The following is a 25,124-nucleotide window of genomic DNA, read 5'->3' on the forward strand; positions in this document are numbered from 1 at the left end:
TAAATTATCGTTATAGTTTAGACTACATGCACTTAGACTCACATCTCTTCAAGAGATACCCAACGTCGCTCATAAATGGAGCGCTCAACAGCTTCAAGCACTGCTTGACAGGCTACACCGTCATGGAAACTTGGTGATGGCTGACGACCTTCCGATATTGCAGTAACAAGCTCTAACATCTCATGAGTGAACGTATGTTCAAATCCAATCGTGTGTCCAGCAGGCCACCAAGCTTCGGCATATTTGTGCGCTGGATCGGTTGCGAGTACACGGCGGAATCCTTGCACATCTTCTTCATCTTTGGTGAAATAAACTTCCAATTCGTTCATTCGTTCGAAGTCGAACCGCACACTTCCGAGACTCCCATTAATCTCAAAGGAATTGGTGCTGCGGTGACCGGCTGCAAAACGTGTAGCCTCGAAGCTTCCCAGTGCTCCATCTGCGAACTTCGCCAAGAATAGTGTTGCGTCATCGACGGTGACTTCTCCCTTCGGTGCATCATTGGTTGTGCTACCTTTGGCACTTAATCCCGTCATTTCAGAAGCTAGTGGACGTTCTTTGATGAAAGTCTCGCTCATACCGATAACTTCCTTGAACTCTCCTACTAGGAAGCGAGCTAGATCGATTAGATGTGCGCCGAGATCGCCATGCGAGCCGGAGCCAGCGACTTCTTTTTGCAATCGCCATACGAGCGGAAAGGACGGATCCATAATCCAGTCTTGCAAGAAAAATGCACGGAAATGATAGATTTTACCCAAGCGTCCGCTCTGCACCAGATCTTTGGCTAACTGCACTGCTGGGGAGAAACGATAGTTGAACCCTACCATGTGAGCGATGCCCGCATCCTCGGCAGCTTGGAGCATCTCACGGGAATCCGCGAGGGATAGTGCCAATGGTTTCTCACAGAATAGGTGTTTACCCTGACGCGCAGCTTCAATTGCGATCTCTTTGTGTGCATCACTTGGCGCGTTAATGTCTATAAGATCGATATCATCTCGCTTTACCAGCTCACGCCAATCCGTTACACTCTCAGACCATCCGAACTGGTTAGCGGCTTCCTGAACACCTTGCTCGTTACGCCCGCAGATGACGGACATTTCAGGCTGCAAAGGTGCTGATGGGAAAAACATTGGTAGGCTTCGATAAGCGTTACTGTGTGCTTTCCCCATAAATTTGTATCCGACCATTCCTACACGAAGATGTTTTGACATGATCATTTCCTCCTTGGGAATTCAAGTGATTATCTACCATTAACGGATCGATGAAGCACGAACAACTAACTCGGTGGGTAATAGATGTCTGGTTGAGTCTGAAGATAAACTGGAGACGTTCGCAGGCGGCGATCCTACCTTCTCGTCAATAAGTTTCCTAGTAGCAAGCTCCCCCATCTCGTAAAATGGAACCCGCACACTGGTCAACGGTGGAACCGCCATTTCGGCGGCATCGGAGTCATCATACCCTACAAAAGCAGGGAAATCCTCAACCGGTATGCCGCGCTCGCGCAACCCATGCATTACCCCAATGGCCATCCGATCGTTTGCTGCAAATACAGCATCAATCTCATGTAGGCGATCAGCTATGCGCCCCGCAGCTTCCTGACCACTTCGTCTACTGTAGTTACCTTCCAATAACAGGCTGGGATCTAGCTCCATTTTGGCTTCCTGCATCCCCATCTGAACACCCTGCAACCGTTCTTGACTGTTCGAATAGCTGTCTGGTCCATTGAGAAAAGCAATCTTGCGGTAGCCCTGATCGGTGAGATGGCGAATCGCTAGCCGGCTACCCTCAATATGATCCGCATCCACTTCGACGAAGGATTGACCTGCAAAATGCTGGTTCATGACGCAAAATGGATGCCCTTCCTGATGAAGCTGCTGTAGTGCCGACAGTTCTCCCAGATCGTCTCTCGCACCGAGAATGATACAAGCATCTACCTTCTGCCTGCGAAACAGATCTGTGTAATTCATAACCTCATCCGGTGTTCGAAACATAACGAGCAGATCCATTCCGCTTTCCCGTGCCTTGTTCCCAATACCACTTAACATTTCAGAGAAGAAATAGGCAGAGAACAAATGAGCTTTAGGAACATAAGGCATCACTACACCGAGGTTACCGCTTTTGCTCCTGGCAAAACTGCGAGCGAGTGCACTCGGAACGTATCTAAGTTGCTCAGAAGCTTGAAGCACTTTGCGCTTGGTTTCCTCTTTGATCGGCCCAACTCCATTTAACACACGGGACACGGTGGCCTCAGAGACACCCGCAAGCTCAGCCACTTCTTTACGTGATGCCACGACATTCACCCCCTTTAACTGAACTGAATTAATAGAACATGATTGTTAATCATGTCAGAATTCACATATAAGTTTAAAATTTCATCATTTTATGTACGCGCGTACATTTTCTCATGGGTTGTAAACGTTGTCAATGCTTTTTACACAAAAAAATGAGGATCTGTGCAAGGCAGACTCCCCATCTTATTTAGTTTCTTTTAGTTTCTAAACGTCCATTTAATAAAAGCTCCTATTATTCTATAATCCTATTAGTCTGTCGAGCGTTTCCTTCAACTGTGTTCTGCTGAAGTCATTAGACTATGGTCTACAGAGGATTGGCTAAACTCCGCCTGCTCCATTGTCTTCATATGACTCGGGATACGATCAGACGGTTCTGGAATGGACTGTAGCTGTCTTACTTTGTGCAACACTTCCTTGTTCGGCAGGAAATGCTGTGAACGAATGAAACGGATCGTTTTCGTTTTGGCGCGCATAACAATGGAGTCCGTCTCAGCCCGATCATCCGCTAAATAACGTACACCTCCCAGAATCTCACCTGGTGTTACACCTGTTGCAGCAAAAATAACATCCTCTGTGCCGATCATATCTTGCATCGTTAATACTTTATAGGGGTTATCAATCCCCATTTGCAAGCAGCGCTGGAACTCGTCGGCATTGGCCGGCATCAAGCGACCTTGAATTTCGCCACCTAAGCATGATAATGCAGCAGCAGCCAGCACACCTTCAGGTGCACCTCCCGATCCAACATACAGATCAATGCCCGCTTCCGGGAAAGCAGGAGCCATCGCACCTGCAACGTCACCATCACTGAGGAATTTGATCCGTACCCCAACCTTACGCAGCGTTTTGATGGTACTTTCGTGACGGACACGATCCAGAATCATGACAGTCAAATCCGAAATGTTTTTGTTCAGGGCGGCCGCGGCCTTTTCCAAAGTGACTTCAACTGGATCCTCAATGCTGACCTTGCCTACCAGAGCAGGGCCAACAGCTAGCTTCTCCATATACATATCCGGTGCATGGAGCAGGTTTCCTTTCCCAGCCACCGCAATAACCGATAAAGCATTATTTAGACCTTTAGCTACGATTTCTGTACCTTCCAGAGGGTCTACAGCTACGTCTACCTCAGGTCCTTCCGCGTTGCCCACTTCCTCACCGATATACAGCATGGGCGCTTCGTCCATTTCACCTTCACCGATTACTACCGTGCCGCGAATAGACACGGAATCGAACATGGCGCGCATGGCCAAAGTAGCCGCTTCATCTGCGCTGTTCTTATCTCCTCTTCCCATCCATGGTGCTGAGGCTAAAGCAGCCAATTCTGTTACTCTGACAATTTCCAACGCCAGTTCGCGTTCCATTTTCCCACTTCCTTTCCAGTTTTCAAAAGCATACATTGAAAGCGCTGCTAAATCCATCGCAAATCCATATGGGAATGATCTAAAAACCGCGTAATAGCCGCATTTCTCATCTTTTCGCTTCATCATGCCATAAGCGGATCAGGACTGCATTTTTACATCTTCAAGGTCTGTTTCGAAGCAGAAATAGAGTTGTATTTCTCAAAGAATGCCTATCTTAACTCCCTTTTAATCCATATAATTACATTATTAATTAGACTATCGATATTATCGTTTGATTCTTGTGTGATTAGTTCGTTAAACAACGATTAAATAAGAAAATATTCTGAATTGTTAGGAAACAATTGAATTTTTGTGATCTATTCCGAAAACGATTATAAACTTCGTCATATTGATTAATATAATCATTAATTCTAGAAATTTTAAGGGAAATAACTTAATACGTTTTGTTCAATCGTTAAGACCAAAATACAGCTCAATTAGCCCCTAAAAACACCTATGGATTTCTAAAAGCTTATAGACACAGCTTATGGCTGATATCGAAAATAATAAGTTTACATAATATTTATTACGTATATAAAATACGAGACAATTGCGATATTTTTTGGATAGCTTCATTTCAAAGCCAATTATTTATTTTAATAATGATGTAATGAATGTCTTATTTAGAGCTTGGGGCTTCGCCCGCATCTTGTTCTCACCTTTTCAATCGAGCTATTGCTCCAGCATTCTGATTTAGAAACTGGCAGGTGTTAACGAATCATAGAGACCTTATTGGGCCGAATCACAACGAATGGAAATGGTAACGAATCTGAGAGTGCTTATATGAAGAAATACCGCCAAATGGAGCTAATCCTCGTGCCCAAATACGTATTAACGTGCCAACGATTCGTTAGCATTCCGATAATGAAATGCTGCCGCCATTAAGACCAACTGGTTTCGTTAGAGATGGAGCTTCCTTTTTATATAGCTAATTAGAACGAGCTTTCCACAGAAAAGACCGGATGCCCTATGGAAAACTCCACTCCAGCACCCGGTCTTATTAACGTTATGAGCCTAAGATTCCACGACATCATAATCATTTCGTTCCTTCTCCGTATTTTCCGTAATCTTATCCGCTGCACATAGGCTCTCCCCTGCCCTCTTTACGGCACGAAGGATACCGCCATATCCAGTACAACGGCATAAGTTGCCGCAGAAACCAATTTCGATCTGTTCCTGCGTTGGTTGCGGATGTTGATCCAGTAATGCTTTGGTGGATATCACCATCCCGGGCGTACAGTAACCACATTGAAATCCCCCTTCTTCAACAAAAGCTTGTTGAATGGGGTGCAGATCCCCTTCTTGATTTCCGCTCAATCCTTCAATCGTTGTGATCTCGCGACCTTGGCATTGATAAGCCATCAATAAGCAGGAATTTACCGGGTCACCATCCATTAGAACCATGCATGCCCCGCAGCGACCTACCTCGCAAGATACTTTTGTACCTGTTAGATTCAAATGCGTCCTTAGAATATCAACAAGCCTAGTCGTTGGAGTGACCTGTAATTGCTGCTCTTCCCCATTAATAACGGCTGTCCAGTAGTTCCCTAGCGGTTTACTCATGAGGGTTGCACTCCTTCCTGTAACGGTACATCGACAGGCTTCATCAGTTGTTCACGTGGTACAGGCAAGCGGTTCACCCATACACCTGTCGCTTGCTGAATAGCAGCAGTTATTGCTGGAGCTAGTGCTACAGATCCGATTTCACCAATTCCCCTTGGTCCAAATGGATCTCCTTCAGGTAAATCTTCAATCGCTTCTACTTTCAAGTCAGTATGAATATCTCGAATAGTTGGGATTAAGTAGGTATCAAGGTTGGTTGTTACATAACGGCTATCCTGCATGAGTGCATCCTCAGTTAATGTAAACCCGAGTGCCATCACACTGCCGCCTTCAATCTGTCCTATGAAACCCATAGGATTGATGACAGGACCTGCGGCAACGACATGATGCGTATCCAGTAACTTGGCCTCACCAGTCAATGTGTTGACTTCAACCTCTGCAGCAACGGCTGCATACGTGTATAGATAATGTCCACCTACGACCTGATCTGGCGTTGTTGGGTATGCGAATTGTGTATCGAAAATCCATTCTTCCTCTTCACACTGCTGCATTAGATCCACATAGGATACCAGCATTCCGGTTGACTGTAGCTGATCTTTCCGCCATATCCCTCCAGGTCCGGTTACAAGTTCTTCTTCTGCAATCCCAACACTCGCCGCAGCGACTGACAACAGTTTCGAACGAAATGGTGTATGCAAACGTTGCAGAGCCATCCACGCCATCGTGGTTGAACGTGATGCAGTGCTGGAACCGCTGTGTGGTACCCGATCTGTATCTCCTATGATGATGCTTAGATCCGACGTACTGCATCGAAACAAGTCACAGAGCATAATTTCCAATGTAGCAATGAGGCCCTGACCAAACTCCTCGTAACTGAAAGCGACCTCTATCTTGCCTTCCTTATTCAAGGATAAGCGCCCTCCCGCAGGATCAGGAATTCCATAGCCTAACCCCGCGCCATGCATAGCCAGAGCTGCACCTACTCCACGTTTGATCCATAGAGGCAGCGACGAATTGGGCGGTGGCTGCTGATATTTTTGCCATAGATCAGAGCGTTCCATCGCTTCCCACACCTGAGACAAGCCATCTGTTGCGAGAATACGCTGATTGAGTGGTCCCGGGTCTGATTTCCCCCTCATATTACGTCTTCTGAATTCCCATGGATCCATTCTCATTATGTCAGCCAGACGATCCATCTGCCCTTCCATTGCAAAGATCGCTTGATTCCCACCAAACCCACGGAATTCACCAGATAAACCGTTATTGGTATACACAGAGACCCCTTCTACATCAACATGCGGAATAGAATAAGGACCAAGACAATGCTCTGTTGCAAAATTAAGCACGGGTGCTCCTAACGTGGCATACGCACCTGTATCTGCCGTAATTCGAACTCGATGAGCTTGAATGATACCTTCGCGACTAATACCTGTTTGCATCTCAATCTTCATCGGATGCCGTTTCAGACCAGCACGAACAGATTCTTTCCGCGAATTATGCATCTTCACAGGACGCAAACAGCGAAGAGCTAAGAGCGCGCCATACGGCTGGACGTTCAATTCATCTTTTCCACCAAAAGAACCACCAATCGGCGAGGAGACGACCCGGATATCTTCCTCGAGGCAACCAATAATTCGCGCGAGCTGCATCCGGTCTTTATACCCGTGCTGCGTAGCTGCATACACATGAAGTCTACCTGACTCATCAGGGATAAAAAGCCCACCCTCTGTTTCCATATAGGCATGCATCTGGCGAGGTGTATAGTACGTCTCACTCACCACATGCTCACAGGCCGCAAAAGCGACCTCTATCTTGCCTCGTTTAATTTCGGTGCGATGTAATACATTGCCCGGTCCATGCTCATGCAGTTCAGGTGCACCTGGAGCAAGTGCTGCATCTGTGCTATCCAACGGAGGTAATTCTTCGTATTCAACACGAATGGCATCCAGAGCAAGTGCTGCCCGCTCAGGAGAGATGGCAGCCACTGCTGCAATCGCATCGCCTACATAACGGACAACATCCTCACAGAATACGGGTTGATCTGGAGTTGCAATCCCAAAACGATTCAGGCCAGGCACGTCCTTCGACGTAAGAACGGCTAGAACACCTTCCATAGCTTCAGCTTCGGACGTATCAATTGAAATAATCCGTGCATAAGGATAGACGCTTCGAAGCACTCTTCCATAGACCATATCCGCGTGTGTCATATCCGTCAGATATTGGAGTTGTCCTGTCACTTTACCGATTCCATCTGGGCGCAAATGCCATCGTTTTCCACTAACCTCTCGATTCAGCAACATCCTCTCTCCCCCTTCCCGATGTGTTACATCCTAATTAATTCATTGCTTCCCATAGACCAGCAGCAAGCAAATTCCCAGCAGTCTGTTTCCGATATCGTTCTGAGGCGAATGCATCGCCATATGTTACGAATTCAGTCATAACCATCGATGCAAGAACCGCTGCTTGCCCTACCGATGCTACTTCATCAAGAAGCAGCTGTTCGCACAGAGGCAATCGCATCGCCATACCCGATCCTCCGCCTGCGGCGATCGCAATCCGTTTCCAACGACCATCCACGCCAATTTCACCATGCATTGCCACTGTCACCAGAGAGGCGCTGAAGGTTTCACGCCGTCCTAGTTTGTGATAGTAGCTTATCTCCTTCATGTGTGGATTATGGTGATCCATATCAACTGCAAGCGAATCCTTGTCTTGTATCGGTAGATGAATAGAAACCAGGACATCTTCCGGATTCCGACGTCCATCCTGTCCTCCGCTTAGCCATGAAGCCAAGCTACGTATTTCCATACCTCGATCTGTCATCCAACATAACTGCGCATCGTAAACTAACAAGGCAGTAATCGTGTCACCCACACCCGATGCAATATTGCCACCTAACGTTGCCACGTTTCGGATGGAAGGGGCAGCGATCACGCGAATAGCCTCTTGCAAAAGCGGAAATTGTGCCACTAGCGTATCTGTCTCACATCTGTTCAGACGAGTCAATGCACCAATCACCAGCTGCTGCTCTTCAGCATATATATCACTTACACCCGGAAGCTCGGAAAGGCATATCAAGTGCTCAGGAGAAGCAACTAAACCACCCTCCCACTGCGTTCGAAGTAATGTTCCACCAGCGACAAAACAATACCTACTTTGAAGGCTATTCCTCAGCTCGCTCAGTTCATGTAAATCCTGGGGCTGCCATACTGTTGGCATCGCGCCTGATCCGTACGCTGGCATGACCATCATCCCACTCCTTTCTCTCTCTTCCATTAACAGGAGGTTGGCTATGACCCATATGTCGTTGATACGTTTAATTAGTCCGATTATGCGTCATGTTTGGCATATGAATTGCCTATACGATCCGAATAATTGTTCAAATCATATTGGAGTACAGTTATAACGTCAATTATGTTTACATGCTTTTGGATAAATGTATAAAACAAAAGTTAGAATTGTGCTCAATGCATGATAGAACGATCCAAATGTGACATAGTAAAACACAAATAGACCAGCCCATTGGACTGGTAGATCTATTATAAGATGGGGTGAAGTCAGATAAGATGAAGTCAATTCCTCTCCCTAGTGCTTCGATTATAATAGGGGTGTATCTCGTGATGGATGAAGATGCTTCATGTATTGCACGATCCGTTCTAACTCATCTTCCGTATCGGCATCCCAGAAGCTAGGAGCAGATAAGGAGACGTATGTGCCGGTGAATTGGGAGTTGCGCATGATTCTCCTTGCACCCTCATCACCACGAAGAGATAAGAGTTGAGTAAGCAGATGTGAGCGAAAAGCAACAGGCGGTTTACCACCTGCGCAATCTGCGGCTGCAACATAATCGGAATGTTTATTTGTTTCGAAGATCGTGATGATCTCGTTAATCTGCTGAGTTTCTATAAGCGGTTGATCTGCCAGCAGCACCATATACCCGTCTGACTCATATTGCTTAGCATTTCGTATGCCACAATGTAACGAGTGAGCCATGCCCATGGCATAATCATCACACACGGAGATCAGCAGCTTCACCTCAGGTTGATAAGTATAAGATGCTGCACACAGCCAGCGTCTTGGTATCCACGATAAGGTATCCTCTGGTTTGACAACACATATAACTCGCTCTAACTCGGAATCGAGTGCAGCCTCTAGAGACCACGCAGCCAAAGACCTCCCGTCAGGCATCACCACTGACAACTTATCCCGACCCAAGCGAGAACTCTTACCTGCTGCAAGTAGAATACCCGTCAGTCCCATGTTTAACCTCCTTCTGAGCCTTTCGCCGAGAGGCAGCCACGCTCCGTTTACTGGCAATAAGCTCTGCGGCGATACTTATAGCAATCTCATCAGACCCTTCTGCTCCGATACTTAACCCAACAGGAGAATGAACATGGGATAATGGTGGTAAACCGTTTAATAGGCGCTCTGTTCTTGTCTTCGAACCCATAATGCCTAGATATGCATAGTCCACGCCTACCAGAAGCTCCAGCACTTCTCGTTCCCTTGGGAATTGATGACTCATCAAGAGAATGTGATCATCTCTCTGGAACTGAAGAACTGACAGAATCTCGCGCGGAAATCCTAGACACAACGCCACGTCAGGAAAACGTTCAGCAGTACACAGCGACTCTCTCCAGTCAGCAACCACGATGCGAAAACCTGATAGTTGGGCAAGCTTCACTACAGGAAGCACATCATTACCTGCGCCAATAACGATTAAGCGGGGTTTAGCATAATAAGTGGAAGTAAATTGAGAGGGTAAATCCCACGGATTGGCTTCCACTAAGGCGGATTCTAGCTTGCGCCCATTGCGCACAACTTCTATTTCGTTCAGCATTGATATAGGCGGAGATGTAGCATGGTTAGATTCGTTCATTGGAATGTTCTCCATTAATGCAATCTGTTCCGATTCATCAATATGACCTGTGTCACCCTCTATGCGTATGAGGCTCAGTCGATAATTGATCTTGGAGAACCCCTGTTGAAATATACGCGTTAATTCAACAGGAGTGCCCGTGTGCAAATATTCGTTCATCGCCACTAACATGGCGTGCAGCTTGCCTTGAACCGGCTCAAGCAGTACAACCACCAATCCTCCACAGCCCACCGTCTCTCCCCAAGACAGATCATCTTCGGGACGCATATCATATTCCACGATCTCCAGCTGTCCAGTATCTAGAATGCGCTCCACACGAGCCTGTAGATCACTTTCCAGACATCCTGGGCTGATGCTACCATACATGCTGCCATCTTCGGCCAAAAGCATAGAGACACCTTGTTTACGATAAGCATGACCCTCTACCTTGATCGCTGTGGCAAGTACGTAGCGGTTGGTACAGTTCGCTACAATTGCACTCAGATCATGCATCTCCATATTCGTCTCCACCTCTCCTGTAAAACCGTTTAAGATCCAAGATGAATGTATGTTCATTACACTTTGAATTCGTTAGATCGGTTAGATCCGCTTCATCAATCTGGCAATGCTCTTATCCGACTCACGCAGGACAATGCCTCGATCAATGGTTTGGATTTTACGATGGCTCAGCACAATAGCTCCGTCTATAATAACGGTGTCTACACAGCTACGTGTCGCTGAGTACACTACACGTGAATACACGTCTGTCTCATATGAGGGATAGGTATGGAAATCATCCAAATCCAGCAGAACCATATCTGCTTTTTTGCCAACCTCAAGGCTTCCGATCTCCTTAGACATGCCAAGCACTTCTGCACCTCCCATCGTTGCCATCCGCAGCACAGTCCTTGCATCCATGACGGTTGGGCCATGCGGTACCTTTTGAATTAGCGCAGTTAGGCGCATTTCCTGAAACATATCCAGGTTATTGTTGCATGGAGCGCCGTCTGCACCGATCCCTACTGCAATTTGTCGATTCAGCAGATCAGGTATATCTGCAATACCAGAGGATAGCTTCATATTCGAGCCTGGACAGTGAGTGACTTTGACACCTCGTTTACGGATGATCTCCTTCTCTTCTTCACTGAGCCACACACAATGAGCCAATACCAGTCTAGGAGTAGCCAATCCAATATGATCAAGGTACACGATGTTACGCATACCACGCTCGTGTTCAACCATCTCGATTTCTCCGCGATTCTCAGAAGCATGCGTATGCACTTTCACATGATATTGATTCGATAAGTCACGAACTTCAATTAGCAATTCTTCTGTGCAAGACACTACAAATCGAGGACAAAACGCATATTGAATCCGTCCACCGCCGAACCCGTTCCATTTTTCCAGCAGATCGACACTTTGCTGTAAGGAAGTAGCGGTATTTTCACGTAAAGGTTCAGGAACTTCATCACCATGATCCATCATGACCTTGCCTGAGATCACACGTATTCCACTCTCAGCCATGGCCTGAAATGCTGATTCTGTATGGTGCACCGTTTCCATATCTAGAATGGTTGTAGTTCCACTTGAGATTAACTCACCTAAGCCAAGCATTGCCGAATAATACACGGATTCCTCATCATGAGCTGCTTCAAGCGGCCAGATCCGTTGACGTAGCCAATCCATTAATTCCAGATCGTCCGCACGTCCGCGAAATAAGGTTTGACACAGATGAATATGGGTCTGTATAAAACCAGGCAGGAGCACTTTGCCTCGCGCATCTATGACTTGATCTGCTTCAACATTAATATTCACGGCGATTTCTTTGATTTTGTTATCCTCTATTAGTAGATCCCCAGTGAATACGTCCTCTGCCGCATTCATCGTCACCAACTGTGCACCTTTTAGTAGAATTGTTCCCATCGTAATCTCCCCCATCATATCGCGATCCGTCTCTATTATTGGCTTTGTTACTATTCAACCTTTGATTATCATTAAGAACTATAAAAATGACGTGTTAACAGCCGATAGCCATACCATCACCTCTTGGGTCTGCGGCGCCACTGATCATTCCGTCTGCACGAATAACAATACCTTGCGACTGTCCCATAACATCATCCCAGGGTGCTCTAACTTCAACTTTATGTCCCCAGCTTGTAAGGGTCTCGCATACATCATTGTGGTAACGGTTTTCCACGCGCAGCAGATCATTTTTCTCGCCCCATGTTCGGCCATACAACCAGCGAGGCAAATTAATCGCCTCTTGAATCGTCAATCCATAGTCAATTACACCGGTAATAATAGATATCTGGGTCTGAGGCTGCCCCTCTCCTCCTTGAGTGCCTAGAAGCATATACGGTTTCCCATGATGTGTGACGAGTCCAGGCATAAGAGTATGAAAGGTTCTTTTGCCCGGCTCTAGTACGTTCGCATCCAGCGAATTCAGTGAGAAAAAAGATCCACGATTCTGCATAATAATGCCTGTATCTCCAGGTACATAAGCAGAGCCAAAATCGAAATATAAACTTTGTATAAATGAAACCGCGTTCCCTTCCTGATCCACCACTGCAGCATAAGCAGTATCCTGACCAATCATTTTAGATAAAAAGGGTTGAGCCACAGGCGGGAGCGTGTGAATCTCACTCCATAGCTCATGCCCGTATCCTTTGGACAACAGACGGTCTAGCGGAATGTCTCTAAAGTCAGGATCTGTAAGATATCGATCCCGGTCGCGAAACACCTTTTTCACCACTTCCGTCACAAGGTGATAGAACTCTGGTGATGTACGCGGTACTGAAGATAGATCAAGATGTTCAAGCATATTTAGCATCATTAACAGGGAAAATCCTTGGGAATTGGGAGGCATCTGATGTACTTCATAGCCACGGTAATCTGTGCTGATTGGCTTCACCCACTCACCTTTGTGATTAGCAAAATCGATAGGTGCAAGCATACCTCCATCTTCACGAATAGCAGATGTCAGACGATTCGCCAGCTCTCCGTTATAAAAGCTCTCTCGACCATCGGCTTGAATCTTACGCAGGGAAGAGGCAAGCTCAGGCTGAACTAATAACTCTCCTTCTTGCAAAAGTGTGCCTAGTGGAGCGAATGACGCTCGAAGCGACGTCTGCTCCATGATCAATGATTCATTACGTTTCAGCCATATGCAGAGATCACGTGATACGGGACACCCTTTCTCTGCATAACGTATTGCCGGTTCGAGCAACTGCGCCCAGGGCAGCCTTCCATAGCGAGACCAGACTTCCCACCAAGCATCAACCATGCCAGGTACGGTAATCGCACTCAGCACACCCCGCACGGGAATTGAGGTCATGCCCATGGATTTGAAAGTATCAGCATTGATCCCTGCGGCAGCGCGACCACTTCCGTTATAACCCGTAATCTCTCCCGTAGCTCCATCGTGCATAAGGAAGAAGGCATCTCCTCCTGGCCCTGTCATATGTGGATACACCACCCCGAGTGCCGCACTTACTGAGATTGCTGCATCATAAGCATTTCCTCCCTGTCCAAGGATCGTGCTTCCCACTGCGCTTGCCAGGTAATGAGGAGAAGTCACCATATTCCCTCTTGATATCGGCATTTGATTCTGCATACAGCTCCTCCTTTCCCGTACTAAAAATGTAGCTCCGTCTCTCCGTCTATACGGATTTACTTAATGGTAAACGGTAAAACGATATGTCCTTCATTCCTCATAGCCATATTTATAGAGCAAGCGAACAAGTACCCGAAAACCATTCATTAGATCCGTTTCAGTTGTAAATTCACGAGGGTTATGACTAATGCCCTGTTGACTTGGCACAAAAATCATCGCTGTTGGACAAGCCGGCTGGAAAATCTGTGAATCATGTCCTGCCCCACTAGGCATATGCAGATAAGAAATTTGCTCACGTTCACAGATCTCTTGGATATCTTGCTGGATCTTCTCATTCATGGGGGTTGGTGTTACCGAGAGGTGTTCTTCACATTCCAAATGAAGCTGGTATTCAGCAGCAATACGCCGAAAAGCCTGTAACATATCCTGCCAACAACGATCTAAGATCTCTTGTCTGACATGTCGAATATCAAGAGAGAATGTAGCTTTGGCCGCAACGACATTACCCACACCCGGCTCTGCCACGATGCGACCGACCGTGGCTACGAACGGCTCGCCTGTCTGCAGGGCAATCCTTCGAATCGCAACAATCATGTCTGCCGCACCCGCAAGTGCGTCTTTACGCCATAACATGGGTGTAGTACCCGCATGGTTCGCCTCACCTATAACGGTAAGGTTGTATCTTCTCTGTCCTACGATATCGGATACAATCCCAATCGAACGGGAGTGTCGTTCCAATACTTGACCCTGCTCAATATGGAGCTCAATAAATGCCCCATAGGTTTGAACAGCAGGCTCCAAGCCACGATCTGGCCCAAAACCAGCTCCCAAGATCGCTTGGGAGAAGGATACTCCTTGTTGATCAAGCAGGTGCTGAACTTCCTCCAATGTTGTCACACCGGTTATGCTCCTTGATCCCCAATATGCAAAGGGAAATCGGCTGCCTTCTTCTTCGCAAAGTGACACTACCTTTAGTGTCCGCTTCGGTCTACCGAAGTGCTTGTGTAAGTATTCCAACGCAAGGATGCCGGCTACAATACCGTATGCTCCATCATATTTTCCGCCATGAACGACTGAATCGATATGAGAGCCAGTAACAATGGGATAGGGAGCTTCTCTATCCTCATCGAAGGATGCTGATCCTTCACTGCTCAATGTTCCATATAAGTTGCCTGACTGATCGAACGCCGGAACCAAACCTTTGTCTGCCATCTGTTTGGATAGAGCATGCTGTGCTTCAGACCAAGCGTTGTCATACAATAAACGAGTGACGCCGCCCTGTGCATCTGCTCCGTAGGTGGATAGCCAATCCAGCATTGCTTGTAATTCTACAAGCTCCAGTTCAGGTAAAGGAACATAGGGTATAGGCGACCCCGGTTGTGGTTGAACGTCGGATTCTGTCATCATTCAACCTCCTCTGTAACACGTTTGAGAACCATTTATGGCTGAAGTCAACTGCCGGAAGCGGTTCAGTTATTCACTTGTTGTAGTTGGGTGCTATTTTGTTAACTTTAGCTTCCTCGGTATGTACTGTAGCCACCTGGAGCAATTAACAATGGTATGTGATAATGACTTGTCGCATCCGATACCGTGAATCGAATCGGCACCACTCCCCATAACGTCTGCGCCATTTCACCCAAAGGTCGCTGCGCATAATAACTCTCGACATTAAACTGAATCTCATAAATTCCTATACTCAGTTCTCCATTTCCGATCAATGGGGTGTCTAATCTTCCATCAAGGTTGGTCATGGATTCTGCAATCTTGGTTCTAATTTCCCTGTCTACTTCCCAGGTTAGGACATATAGTGCAACTGGAACCCCATCAGCAGGAATGCCTCGGGATGTATCTAACACATGTGTTGTAATTCGTCCCGTAGACGCTGTAGTCATCATGCACCTTCTTCCTTGGAGTTGATTGGATGGCTCTCCAGATCGTCTCGTGTCATGGAGAAGCCCTGAAATCCATATGAAGGGTTAGGCTCTGTGTATACAGCTCCCCTTGGAGAGCTCTCGCTTTCCTGAATTACGCTCACAGTGTTCTCCCACGTTCGGCTATTGGATTCAAAGGACACCTCACACAATTGATCAAATCGACTTAGCAGCCGGTGTCCAATCTGATACAGCAGATGCTCAATTGAAGTCGATGTACTATCATGGAATGCAGTAGCAGCTATATCTCTCACTTGCTCCGCAGGAACGTAACGCCCCCGTTCATCATGTATCCCGTCTCTTGGATCTGCGTAACGCCAGTTAACGCTTAGATAGAGAGCAAGCGGGCAATTCGTTGCTTTTGACGATGCTGTAAATGTTGCATTCCTGTGATCTGCTAGTTCATTACCTTCAACCTTGATAAGCCTAAGATCGGCAATCCCGCTAAAATGATTGTTAAGCTCTACGCGATCACCAACATGTTGTGCTTCAATCGCTGCCGTGGCTCGATCATTCTGCGAATAACGAAATACCAGGTCGCTTACTTGATAACCACCTTCTGTTTGAATCAGAGTATCCTCAAAGAGAATCTGATCTCCTGTCATCTGAATCTTAGTTATCTGTGGGTAGGTTACAAGAAATCGCTCACTTACATACGCGAGAAACCCCTCCATTGTAGCGCCGGTGTATTCAGAAGCATGCCTTAAAATGAACTGATTCATAGCTTCGGTCGTAAGGGAATCGGAAAGATCCGATCCTGCAAAAAAAGGTAATAAATGATCCCCTTGTATCGCGACTTTAACGTTCATACCGAACAAAATATTACTCCTTCCGGCAAAAGGAGATTCAGGGATTACCTGTATTCCAGTTAACGGCTTCGCATAGGAACGATAGATCCAGATGTCCCCTTTTCCGTAATACATCGTTCGTTGCTGCGTCTTTGCAGCTCGAACTACCAAGGCCTGTTCATCTCCCATCTGATCTATCCATTGCTCCAGGCGGATGGAAGCAATTTTGAAAACCTCTTGGAGTGCGGTTTGGAACTCTTCTTCTGGACGACGGTGATTACGTTGCCGGATCGCTTCCAGAATTGAATCTGTTGTATGACCCTTCACTGCCAATATAAAAGGAAAGCCGAATCGGCTTGTATATTCTTGATTTAATTCTCGGAGTTCGTTGTACTGTGCCTCGGTTAGATGATCAAGACCAGCGCCGGACTGTTCATTCACCGAATGATTACTCATATGAATTCTAGCTCCAAGATCAGGATGTTTACGCAACAGTTCTAGCTGTGCGTCCTCGTTCGAAACCAGAACCATACTCGTCATGACTTTCATCATCTGTTCAAATGAATTGAATGGTCTTGTTGGCCAAGTAAGCTCTGCCACCCAAGGTGATTCCTCAAACAAGCCGCCAAACGTATGCACAAACTGTGTGATAGACCAGTTGTTAACGAGTTTAATGAATTCGCTCATATGATAACCTCCGGTCTACTGTGTGAATTGTTGTTCTTCATTTTACGTATCGCTTTATCACACAGCAATGATATTGACGCAATTTTGTCATATAACATAACATGAAGTTTGTAATTTGGTTATAATGCACGGAACACATCCCCTTCATAGTTGGAAAACACAAAATAACCGTAACCTCCCTAGAGATTACGGTTATTGATGTAAGGAATTGTCCTACTGGAATATTGCACAGCGTTAATCCCGGTTCGCTTAACCCCTAATCGTGGTCTTATCACGAATAAACTTACGGAACGTGAATACTAGCTTTAATTTGAGCAGATCATTCGTTTTCTTAAAGTCCATCTGCAGCAAACTGCTAACCTTCTCCATCCGGTAGGTTACTGTATTCCGGTGTACAAATAGCTGCTTCGCCGCTTCATTGATTAATCCATCATTTTCAATGAAAGATTCCAATGTATTCATCAAGACCTGATTAGGATCCCCTTCTCGTGCTAATAACGGTTCTAATACTTTGTTACAGTAAGTCTCCATAATGTTATCCGGTACATATTGAAACACATAGGCGAATTCCAGCATTTCAAATTGAAGGGCTCGATCCTTCATCGCGAATCGACGTGCCAGTTGACGCGTATCCAGACACTCCTGATAAGCTTCACGGAGCGACTTCGGCTCATGCTTCATTTTGGAAATCCAGAAGCGTGGGGACGACTCCCCTTTGGCGTCTTGCGCTTTCAGCACATCGGCGAATCGACTAAGCAGAAAACTAGATAGTTCCTCACCATAGTCCCGACCTGTTGGACAGGTATAGATGGACAGGATGGCATCTTCAATCTGGAAGTGCTGCGAAGCCGTAAATTGCATTAATGGGTTATATTGTAGCTCACGATGAATCTGCTTCAACAATTTTCCCTCTGCAAAAACGGAAGGCTCTAGCGTAATCAGCACACACTGATATGTGCCTTGAAAGAGATGAATCCCCTTGCTCTCACTCATCTTTGTTAATTCCTCAACACTCAATTTATGTTCCAAGTACTGGGTAAGCAACGTACGCATCTCGTCTTGTACTGTCGGATTAATATGTTCCCGATACGTCATATCCATATAAAAAGCGAGTACATCCGCAGCTTGTTGGAACAACTCTTCCTCCGCTCGCAGTGATAGGGCAGAATCCGTAAATACAAGCAAAAATCCGTATTGTTCATCGCTTTGCTTGATCGGTACACGGTGACAGCTACCTTGGTTCCACTTAACACGATGCATAATAGATTTCCACGGCCAGCCTTGAGCAATGGCATCGCCTGCTATTCCATCACTGCCGTACAATACATGTCCTCGTGACCCAATGACAGCAATTGGGTAGTTTAATACGGTGGCAAGCTCTGCAAATACGTTCCGGTGCTGTTGCTGTTGCAGAGCAAAATGCATTAGCTTCTTCTGCTTCTGTACCACGTCATGCAGCAAGCGATGCGTGCGCTCGTGCTCTACTTTGAATAAGGCATTCATCTGATCTGAAAATGTGAATTGAAATGGGAGTTCAAGAAGCGGCAGACGCAAGCGATCAGCTTCTTCAATAATGCCCTGCGGAATACAATCCCAGAAACGACCAAGCTTAATACCAAGGCCTGCACAGCCACGATCATTCAATCTACGCATCAGATGCAACGCATCCATCTCATTGTCTTTCATAATAAAAGCTGTCGTAAATAACAGTTCTCCCGATTTAATCCAATCCGCGATATCTGGAGCGTCCATGACATTGACGGATTTCATCATCCGTGAAGTTCCCTCTCCACCTGCGACCAATTTCGCCTCGGATAAAGGATATACCTGCAAAGCTTCTTTCACCGTAAGTTGCATGGACATGACCTCCCATATATATGACAAGTAAAGTTAAATAAATTGAATGTGAAGTCCTGTTTTTACGTCATAATAAATTTAATTATTTATCTCATATCACATTTTCATAAATAACCATGAACGTTGTTAAGTATTATAACATCATTAACTTGGAAATAGCTTACATCTAAAAAAAATAAAACCCATGACTCGATGGCAAGCTTACGCTACACCATGTTCATGGGTTTAAAGGTGATTATTATGAATCACGATACCTTGAAGGATAATCTAAATTCCGAGCGTCTCATGGCTTAGCCATAATTTCATTCGAGAAATGACCTCTTTCATATTTAACGGTTTACTGATGTAATCCGATGCTCCTGCAGCAAGACATTTATCACGATCCTCTTTCATTGCCTTCGCCGTTAACGCGATGATCGGTAGACTGGTTAGATTTAATCTGTTCCGAATCTGGCGTGTCGTTTCGTAGCCGTCCAATTCTGGCATCATAATATCCATCATAATGATGTCAGGCTTGGCCTCACCACTTTCCAGCATTTCGAGGCATTCGTATCCGTTCTGAGCAGTGATCACACGCATATCATACCGTTCAAGCGCGTTAGCTAATGCATAAACATTGCGAATATCATCGTCTACAACAAGCACCTGACGTCCGCGAAGCAGCGACTCTTCTAGAGGTGTCAACAACATCTCATTGGGTGATATGTCAGACGATGTGTGTGGCACTCTTGAAGATGTATTCTCCGGAAGCTGAGGCGCAGTAGAAGCGACTTCATTCGCGAAGAGTCTGGAATCATACACATCTTCTTGTTCATCGTGATGCAGCGGTAGGAACAAAGTAAATACACTGCCCTCCCCTTCCCGGCTCGTTGCCGAGATGGAACCTCCCAACAAACTCGCTAGTGATTGGGAAATGGAAAGTCCTAGACCTGTTCCACCATACTTCCGTGCTGTATGTCCATCCGCCTGCTTGAACGCATCAAAGATCTGTACCAGCTTATGTTCTGCAATACCGATTCCTGTATCACTAACCGAGAATGCAATAACTTCGTCCTCTTGCCCCTTCTTCGTTGCACTAGGTAAATTCACTCTGGAAATGGTAAGAGCAACTTCACCCTGTTTCGTAAACTTAAATGCATTCGAGAGTAAGTTTCTAAGAATCTGATGCAAACGCATCTCGTCAGAGATAATCGTTTCCGGGAGATTGCTGTGCAACTGGATGCGGAAATCAATTCCCTTTTGCTCAGCTGTTTTTAAGAAATATTGATTCATCATCTCAGGCAAACTGTCCAGATAGACGTCATTGAAATCGACTTCCATCTCGCCAGCTTCGACTTTGGATAGATCGAGAATGTCATTGATCAGATTAAGCAAGTCTTTGCCAGATGCATGAATCACTGATGCGTATTTCTGCTCTTCTTTATTTAAGTGCTGATTTTTGTTCTCTGCCAGAATTTCAGACAGAATTAACATACTGTTGAGCGGAGTGCGGAGTTCATGAGACATATTGGCGAGAAACTCGGATTTGTACCCTGAGCTTGTGCGTAATTGATCGGCGACTTCAGCTAGTTCACTAGCTGAGGACTCAGCTACATTCTTTTGTTCCTCTAGACGTTCATTCAGCATGTACAGCTCTTCGGTCTGCATCTGAAGCTCCTCCGTCTGTGATAACATTTCTTCCGTCTGCACCTGAAGCTTCTCAGATTGTGCCTGTAACTCTTCATTAAGTACCTGAGACTCATCATACAACTGCTGCAGTTCCATACGGGTTACAGTCGAATGAAGCGATACACCAAATATATCAATCACTTCGTTGAGTAGCGTAATCTCGCTATCCTGTAGCTGCTTCATCGAGGCAAGTTCAATGACAGCAATCGTTTTTCCTTCGAAGATGACAGGAATAACCGTAAGAGATGTTGCAGGTGCATGTCCGAGCCCAGACGAGATACGAATATAATTCTGCGGCAGATCGTTTAAGCGCAACATTCGTTGCTCATTTGCACTTTGCCCCAAAAGCCCCTCGCCAGGTGCCAGTGAAACTTTACCGAGTGATCGTTCTTTGTCGCCATCAGCCGCATATGCAGCAACACGCAACAGTCGATTGTCTTTCCAGTAGTATAGGACGCTATACGGAATATCTAACAGCATGGCAAGCTCATTCAGAAACCGCCGTGATAATCCCTCTAATGTCGTTGGGTTCTGCATTAGCGTAGCAATTTCAGTAATACGATCTTTTGTACGATTCTGCTCTTGTACGGTATCCAGCAGCTTATTCGTCTCATTGCCCAGATCGCCAACCTCATCATTGGTTCGTACATGGATACGTTGTGTGAGATTTCCACCTTTGTAAATCTCGCTAATAGTTTGTTTGACATCGCGTAACGTTTTGATAATATTGCCTGAGATTACGATTGCCGCTAGAACGGACAGTATTGCAATCATTCCCCATAAGCTGTACATGACCGTCAGTAGTGTTGAGCTACGGGCTGCTAGATCAGTAACCCTTGCTTCGGTCAGAGCAATCTCTGTGTTTCGGAAGTTCGTGAGCTGTGATCTTAATAGATCTATTTCAGTTTTACCAGGATCGGATTGAAAAAATGCTAGTACCTGCTCCTGATCACCTTGTCTCTTCAGTTCAATGGAAGGTTCACCAGCCACTTCAATCCAGCGGGTGATGTGTGTCTTGATATTTTCAAGACTGAGCTGTTGCGACCGGTTGTCATTCACTAATTCATAGAGTGCTTCATAATGAGAATTCCATTGGGCGAGACCTTGTATGTAAGGTTCTAAGTACGTCTCGTTTCCAGTAAGCATGAACCCTCGCTGTCCTGTCTCCATATCGAGAACAGCTTTTTCAATAGAGTTGGTCAAATTGTGTACATCCAGGTCATGATGGCTGATAAAGTCATTTTCTTTCTGTAATGTGTTAATCAGAGCTGTCAGAACTAGCAGAACGGCTCCAAATAACAATACAACCACAAGATAACCTATTAATATTTTGGAGCGTATTGTGAATCTTCTCCTTTTTAGCACCACTTAACCTCCAATGATATAAACCAATCAATTACAATAGGTTACTTTTTGAACACGTACTATTATACTTGCATATGTATTTTATATGCATGCGTATATTAATGACAAGCATTATCCTATATTATTCTTCACAAGAAAAAAACGACCTGTTCTCACAGGCCGCTTCACATCGTTCTATTCATAAATATATTAATTCCTTAAGCTTTTGGTGCGATCATCTTCGCTGGGTCTACATACTGATTAAATTGCTCTTCGGTAAGTAACCCCGTTTGCAATGCTGCCTCTTTCAGAGACAGGCCTTCCTTATGCGCAAGCTTCGCAATTTTGGCTGCATTCTCGTAACCGATATACGGGTTGAGTGCTGTAACCAACATTAACGAGTTGTTCAGGTTATGTTCAATCTGACCCAGATTAGGTTCAATGCCCACTGCACACTTATCATTAAAGGCAATGATGGAGTCTGCAAGCAATTGCACCGATTGAAGGAAATTATAGATAATCACAGGTTTGAATACGTTGAGTTCAAAATTACCTTGGCTCGCAGCGAATCCGATGGCTGCATCATTACCCATGACTTGTGTAACGACCATCGTTAACGCTTCACTTTGCGTAGGATTAACCTTGCCTGGCATGATGGAGCTGCCTGGTTCGTTCTCTGGAATGCTAATTTCACCCAGACCACTACGTGGGCCACTAGCGAGCCAGCGTACATCGTTGGCAATTTTCATGAGATCAGCTGCAAGCGCTTTTACTGCACCGTGTGCGTAAACGACTTCATCATGGCTTGTGAGCGCATGGAATTTGTTCGGCGCCGATACAAAATCCTTACCTGTATGTTTGCCGATCTCTTTGGCAGTGAAATCACCAAAATCCGGATGTGCATTAATGCCCGTTCCTACCGCTGTACCACCAATCGCAAGTTCCTTCATGTATTGCACACTTTCGCGGATCATGCGTTCACTCTTCGCGAGCATCGCTTCCCAACCGCTAATTTCTTGACCTAATGTAATCGGAGTAGCATCCTGAAGGTGAGTACGTCCAATTTTAATGATATCTTTGAACGCTTCAGATTTATCCGCCAGCGTTTTCTTCAATACAGCAATAGCCGGCAAAAGTTGATCTTCAACAGCAAGTACGCCTGCGACATGCAGCGCTGTTGGGAACGTATCATTCGAACTCTGGGACATGTTGACATCATCATTTGGATGAAGACGTTCTTCCTTACCCTTTTGCTCTAGCAATTGGTTACCGAGATTGGCGATAACTTCGTTCACATTCATATTGGATTGTGTACCACTACCCGTCTGCCATACTACAAGCGGAAAATGATCGTCAATTCGTGCAGCAATGATCTCATCGGCAGCGTATGCGATCGCATCGGATTTGGCAGCAGACAACTTACCTAATTTATGGTTACTCGCCGCAGCGCTTTTCTTCAAAATAGCGAGAGAGCGGATAATTTCCATGGGCATATGTTCGTGCCCGATCGGAAAATTCTCTTTACTACGTTGGGTTTGAGCTCCCCATAATCTGTCAGCAGGTACTTTCATTTCTCCAAGTGTATCTCTTTCAATGCGGTATTCCACTTGCTTTTCCTCCTCCAAAAAAATGGTCTGGGTTTTCTCAAAAGTGGGTGTATCTATATATGTTTAACTAAAAATGATTTACACTGACCACTACGATGACAGAACAACTTTCCGATCGCTGTTATCCCCAGATTTTTTTGATTCCTCTTTCAAAGGGGAAATCCGGGGATAGCCTATGCTTCCGATGTAGCTTTCTTGCAGAAAGCTTTCAGACGAACGCTTCGCTTCACCACGTTATTTCTGTCCTCTCCGTTCTAGTGTAAAAGTTCAGTTAAACCCATATAGCCATAGTATACATGAGATAAGGGTTAATTTTCACCTTTTCGACAAAATTGTAAGCGTACCGCAAAACGGGCATAGCATTATTTTTGAGCAGGGATTGGATATAAGCGACTTGTCTGCTCGAAGATCTCTCCGGTTTCAAGACCAATGAGTCCGATCTCTTCTGCAGAAGCCCCTTTCACGTTCGGTGCATTCACAAGGTTCATCTGTGGTTCGGGACAGAAGAAGTTATCCTCCATATTGTTGTTCCAGATCATCCAGTGTTTGTAGGACGTGCCTACATCATAAACCAGCTTATGACCCGTACGATGATCCGTCAGTTCCATATAGTTACGTCCATTTTGCGGTACAGCCGTGTAATGGTTGTCCATCGCAGCAAAAAACGGATTCACACCTTCTGCCTTCAAGTTCTCTTCATCCGGTGTAAGCGGTTGAAATTCACCTGTAGGCAAGGAGCGTTCATTCAACTCACGTCGCTGTCCAATCGTAATTTTGGCTGTATAATCCGCGCGTTGACTCGCTGCATCAAAAGGTACACTAATCGCTGTATGGAAAGCAAACAAATTAGGCATCCGCTTCGTTCCGTTATTTCTTACTTTTAATTGTTGTTGCAGTCCATCTTGACTCAATGAGTAGCGAAGTGTCACCGTAAACGTAAACGGCAGATACTTATGGAAAGGATGTCCCTCTTTCACTTCCTGACTCAACAGAACATAGCTCTCTAGCTCGTTAACGCCATATCCCTCTACGTTCCATTCCACATCATGTAGAAAACCATGTAGATGATTTCCTGTTGCTGGTTCATTTACCGGAAGTTGATAGATTTCACCGTCCCAAGGAAAACGTCCATCCTCATACCGATTGGGCGGAGATAGAATTGGAATACCGTACACCGCAGGTGCAGCTCGGAATTCATCCATATTGTTCAGATCTGGCTCCCGCAAATAGCGATGCCCCTGCTCTGTATCCCGATAAGCTACAAGGTTCCCACCTACACTTGGGATAACTGCCGCTTCAAATTGATTAAAGCGAAGCCATACAGCGGGGATACCGCCAAATTGTTCTTCAACCGCTTGATTTTGATGTGTCATTATATGTACCTCCTGTGCATACTAAGGTTTATACTATACGGCTCGAATATATCATGACTGGGCACAAAATACCAATCTATGATATAGAACACATCCATTAATTAACGAACTATGACATAGAAAAAGACAGCAAGCATCCAGTGC

17 protein-coding genes are annotated in these 25,124 nt (G+C 45.6%); all 17 read right to left on the minus strand.

From position 1 onward, the window contains the following. Positions 1 to 38: 38 nt before the first annotated feature. On the minus strand, positions 39 to 1,211 hold the full coding sequence (locus ASD24_RS03305; RefSeq protein ID WP_056691440.1) for a Gfo/Idh/MocA family protein: 1,173 nt from the start codon (positions 1,209 to 1,211) through the stop codon (positions 39 to 41). 39 nt (positions 1,212 to 1,250) lie between these two features. Further along, on the minus strand, positions 1,251 to 2,300 hold the full coding sequence (locus ASD24_RS03310) for a LacI family DNA-binding transcriptional regulator (protein WP_156395312.1): 1,050 nt from the start codon (positions 2,298 to 2,300) through the stop codon (positions 1,251 to 1,253). A 260-nt stretch (positions 2,301 to 2,560) separates the two neighbouring features. Then, positions 2,561 to 3,652 (minus strand): class II fructose-bisphosphatase, encoded by a 1,092-nt coding sequence (gene glpX, locus ASD24_RS03315; RefSeq protein ID WP_056691445.1) that lies wholly within the window; start codon positions 3,650 to 3,652, stop codon positions 2,561 to 2,563. A 1,053-nt stretch (positions 3,653 to 4,705) separates the two neighbouring features. Next, on the minus strand, positions 4,706 to 5,254 hold the full coding sequence (locus ASD24_RS03320; protein WP_082560253.1) for a (2Fe-2S)-binding protein: 549 nt from the start codon (positions 5,252 to 5,254) through the stop codon (positions 4,706 to 4,708). Next, positions 5,251 to 7,554 carry a xanthine dehydrogenase subunit D gene (gene pucD, locus ASD24_RS03325; protein ID WP_056691448.1) on the minus strand — a complete coding sequence of 768 codons (2,304 nt, stop codon included), beginning with the start codon at positions 7,552 to 7,554 and terminating at the stop codon, positions 5,251 to 5,253. Before pucD ends, ASD24_RS03320 begins: the two co-directional genes overlap by 4 nt. 34 nt (positions 7,555 to 7,588) lie before the next feature. Beyond that, on the minus strand, positions 7,589 to 8,497 hold the full coding sequence (locus ASD24_RS03330; protein ID WP_162248916.1) for an FAD binding domain-containing protein: 909 nt from the start codon (positions 8,495 to 8,497) through the stop codon (positions 7,589 to 7,591). 354 nt (positions 8,498 to 8,851) lie between these two features. After that, a complete protein-coding gene (locus ASD24_RS03335) occupies positions 8,852 to 9,514 on the minus strand; it encodes a nucleotidyltransferase family protein (RefSeq protein ID WP_056691456.1) in 663 nt (220 codons plus the stop codon). Then, the gene (locus tag ASD24_RS03340) at positions 9,480 to 10,631 is read right to left on the minus strand and encodes an XdhC family protein (protein ID WP_056691459.1); all 1,152 of its coding nucleotides are present in this window, start codon (positions 10,629 to 10,631) and stop codon (positions 9,480 to 9,482) included. Before ASD24_RS03340 ends, ASD24_RS03335 begins: the two co-directional genes overlap by 35 nt. A gap of 81 nt (positions 10,632 to 10,712) precedes the next feature. Next, positions 10,713 to 12,035, minus strand: coding sequence for a 5'-deoxyadenosine deaminase (locus ASD24_RS03345; protein WP_056691462.1), 1,323 nt, complete (start codon positions 12,033 to 12,035; stop codon positions 10,713 to 10,715). 94 nt (positions 12,036 to 12,129) lie between these two features. After that, the gene (gene ggt, locus ASD24_RS03350; protein WP_056691465.1) at positions 12,130 to 13,725 is read right to left on the minus strand and encodes a gamma-glutamyltransferase; all 1,596 of its coding nucleotides are present in this window, start codon (positions 13,723 to 13,725) and stop codon (positions 12,130 to 12,132) included. A gap of 90 nt (positions 13,726 to 13,815) precedes the next feature. Beyond that, complete coding sequence (locus ASD24_RS03355; RefSeq protein ID WP_056691468.1) at positions 13,816 to 15,129, minus strand: Zn-dependent hydrolase; 1,314 nt, start codon at positions 15,127 to 15,129, stop codon at positions 13,816 to 13,818. A 107-nt stretch (positions 15,130 to 15,236) separates the two neighbouring features. Then, the gene (uraH, locus tag ASD24_RS03360) at positions 15,237 to 15,620 is read right to left on the minus strand and encodes a hydroxyisourate hydrolase (RefSeq protein ID WP_235540308.1); all 384 of its coding nucleotides are present in this window, start codon (positions 15,618 to 15,620) and stop codon (positions 15,237 to 15,239) included. Continuing rightward, the gene (uraD, locus tag ASD24_RS03365; protein ID WP_056691471.1) at positions 15,617 to 17,131 is read right to left on the minus strand and encodes a 2-oxo-4-hydroxy-4-carboxy-5-ureidoimidazoline decarboxylase; all 1,515 of its coding nucleotides are present in this window, start codon (positions 17,129 to 17,131) and stop codon (positions 15,617 to 15,619) included. Before uraD ends, uraH begins: the two co-directional genes overlap by 4 nt. A gap of 249 nt (positions 17,132 to 17,380) precedes the next feature. Further along, the gene (locus ASD24_RS03370; protein WP_056691473.1) at positions 17,381 to 18,988 is read right to left on the minus strand and encodes a PucR family transcriptional regulator; all 1,608 of its coding nucleotides are present in this window, start codon (positions 18,986 to 18,988) and stop codon (positions 17,381 to 17,383) included. A gap of 267 nt (positions 18,989 to 19,255) precedes the next feature. Next, positions 19,256 to 22,021, minus strand: coding sequence for a CHASE3 domain-containing protein (locus ASD24_RS03375; RefSeq protein ID WP_056691476.1), 2,766 nt, complete (start codon positions 22,019 to 22,021; stop codon positions 19,256 to 19,258). Positions 22,022 to 22,218: 197 nt separating this feature from the next. Then, positions 22,219 to 23,607, minus strand: coding sequence for a class II fumarate hydratase (gene fumC, locus ASD24_RS03380; protein WP_056691480.1), 1,389 nt, complete (start codon positions 23,605 to 23,607; stop codon positions 22,219 to 22,221). A 362-nt stretch (positions 23,608 to 23,969) separates the two neighbouring features. Continuing rightward, entirely contained in the window at positions 23,970 to 24,980 is a 1,011-nt protein-coding gene (locus tag ASD24_RS03385; RefSeq protein ID WP_056691483.1) for an aldose 1-epimerase, read from the minus strand. Positions 24,981 to 25,124 lie beyond the last annotated feature (144 nt).

The organism is Paenibacillus sp. Root52 (assembly GCF_001426865.1).
GTDB lineage: Bacteria > Bacillota > Bacilli > Paenibacillales > Paenibacillaceae > Paenibacillus.

Excerpts from the sequence above, each read along its gene's own strand:
- ASD24_RS03305 (WP_056691440.1), bottom strand. The coding sequence starts at position 1,211 with ATGTCAAAACATCTTCGTGTAGGAATGGTCGGATACAAATTTATGGGG.
- glpX (WP_056691445.1), bottom strand. The coding sequence starts at position 3,652 with ATGGAACGCGAACTGGCGTTGGAAATTGTCAGAGTAACAGAATTGGCT.
- ASD24_RS03320 (WP_082560253.1), bottom strand. The coding sequence starts at position 5,254 with ATGAGTAAACCGCTAGGGAACTACTGGACAGCCGTTATTAATGGGGAA.
- pucD (WP_056691448.1), bottom strand. The coding sequence starts at position 7,554 with ATGTTGCTGAATCGAGAGGTTAGTGGAAAACGATGGCATTTGCGCCCA.
- ASD24_RS03330 (WP_162248916.1), bottom strand. The coding sequence starts at position 8,497 with ATGCCAGCGTACGGATCAGGCGCGATGCCAACAGTATGGCAGCCCCAG.
- ASD24_RS03335 (WP_056691456.1), bottom strand. The coding sequence starts at position 9,514 with ATGGGACTGACGGGTATTCTACTTGCAGCAGGTAAGAGTTCTCGCTTG.
- ASD24_RS03340 (WP_056691459.1), bottom strand. The coding sequence starts at position 10,631 with ATGGAGATGCATGATCTGAGTGCAATTGTAGCGAACTGTACCAACCGC.
- ASD24_RS03345 (WP_056691462.1), bottom strand. The coding sequence starts at position 12,035 with ATGGGAACAATTCTACTAAAAGGTGCACAGTTGGTGACGATGAATGCG.
- ggt (WP_056691465.1), bottom strand. The coding sequence starts at position 13,725 with ATGCAGAATCAAATGCCGATATCAAGAGGGAATATGGTGACTTCTCCT.
- ASD24_RS03355 (WP_056691468.1), bottom strand. The coding sequence starts at position 15,129 with ATGACAGAATCCGACGTTCAACCACAACCGGGGTCGCCTATACCCTAT.
- uraH (WP_235540308.1), bottom strand. The coding sequence starts at position 15,620 with ATGATGACTACAGCGTCTACGGGACGAATTACAACACATGTGTTAGAT.
- uraD (WP_056691471.1), bottom strand. The coding sequence starts at position 17,131 with ATGAGCGAATTCATTAAACTCGTTAACAACTGGTCTATCACACAGTTT.
- ASD24_RS03370 (WP_056691473.1), bottom strand. The coding sequence starts at position 18,988 with ATGCAACTTACGGTGAAAGAAGCTTTGCAGGTATATCCTTTATCCGAG.
- ASD24_RS03385 (WP_056691483.1), bottom strand. The coding sequence starts at position 24,980 with ATGACACATCAAAATCAAGCGGTTGAAGAACAATTTGGCGGTATCCCC.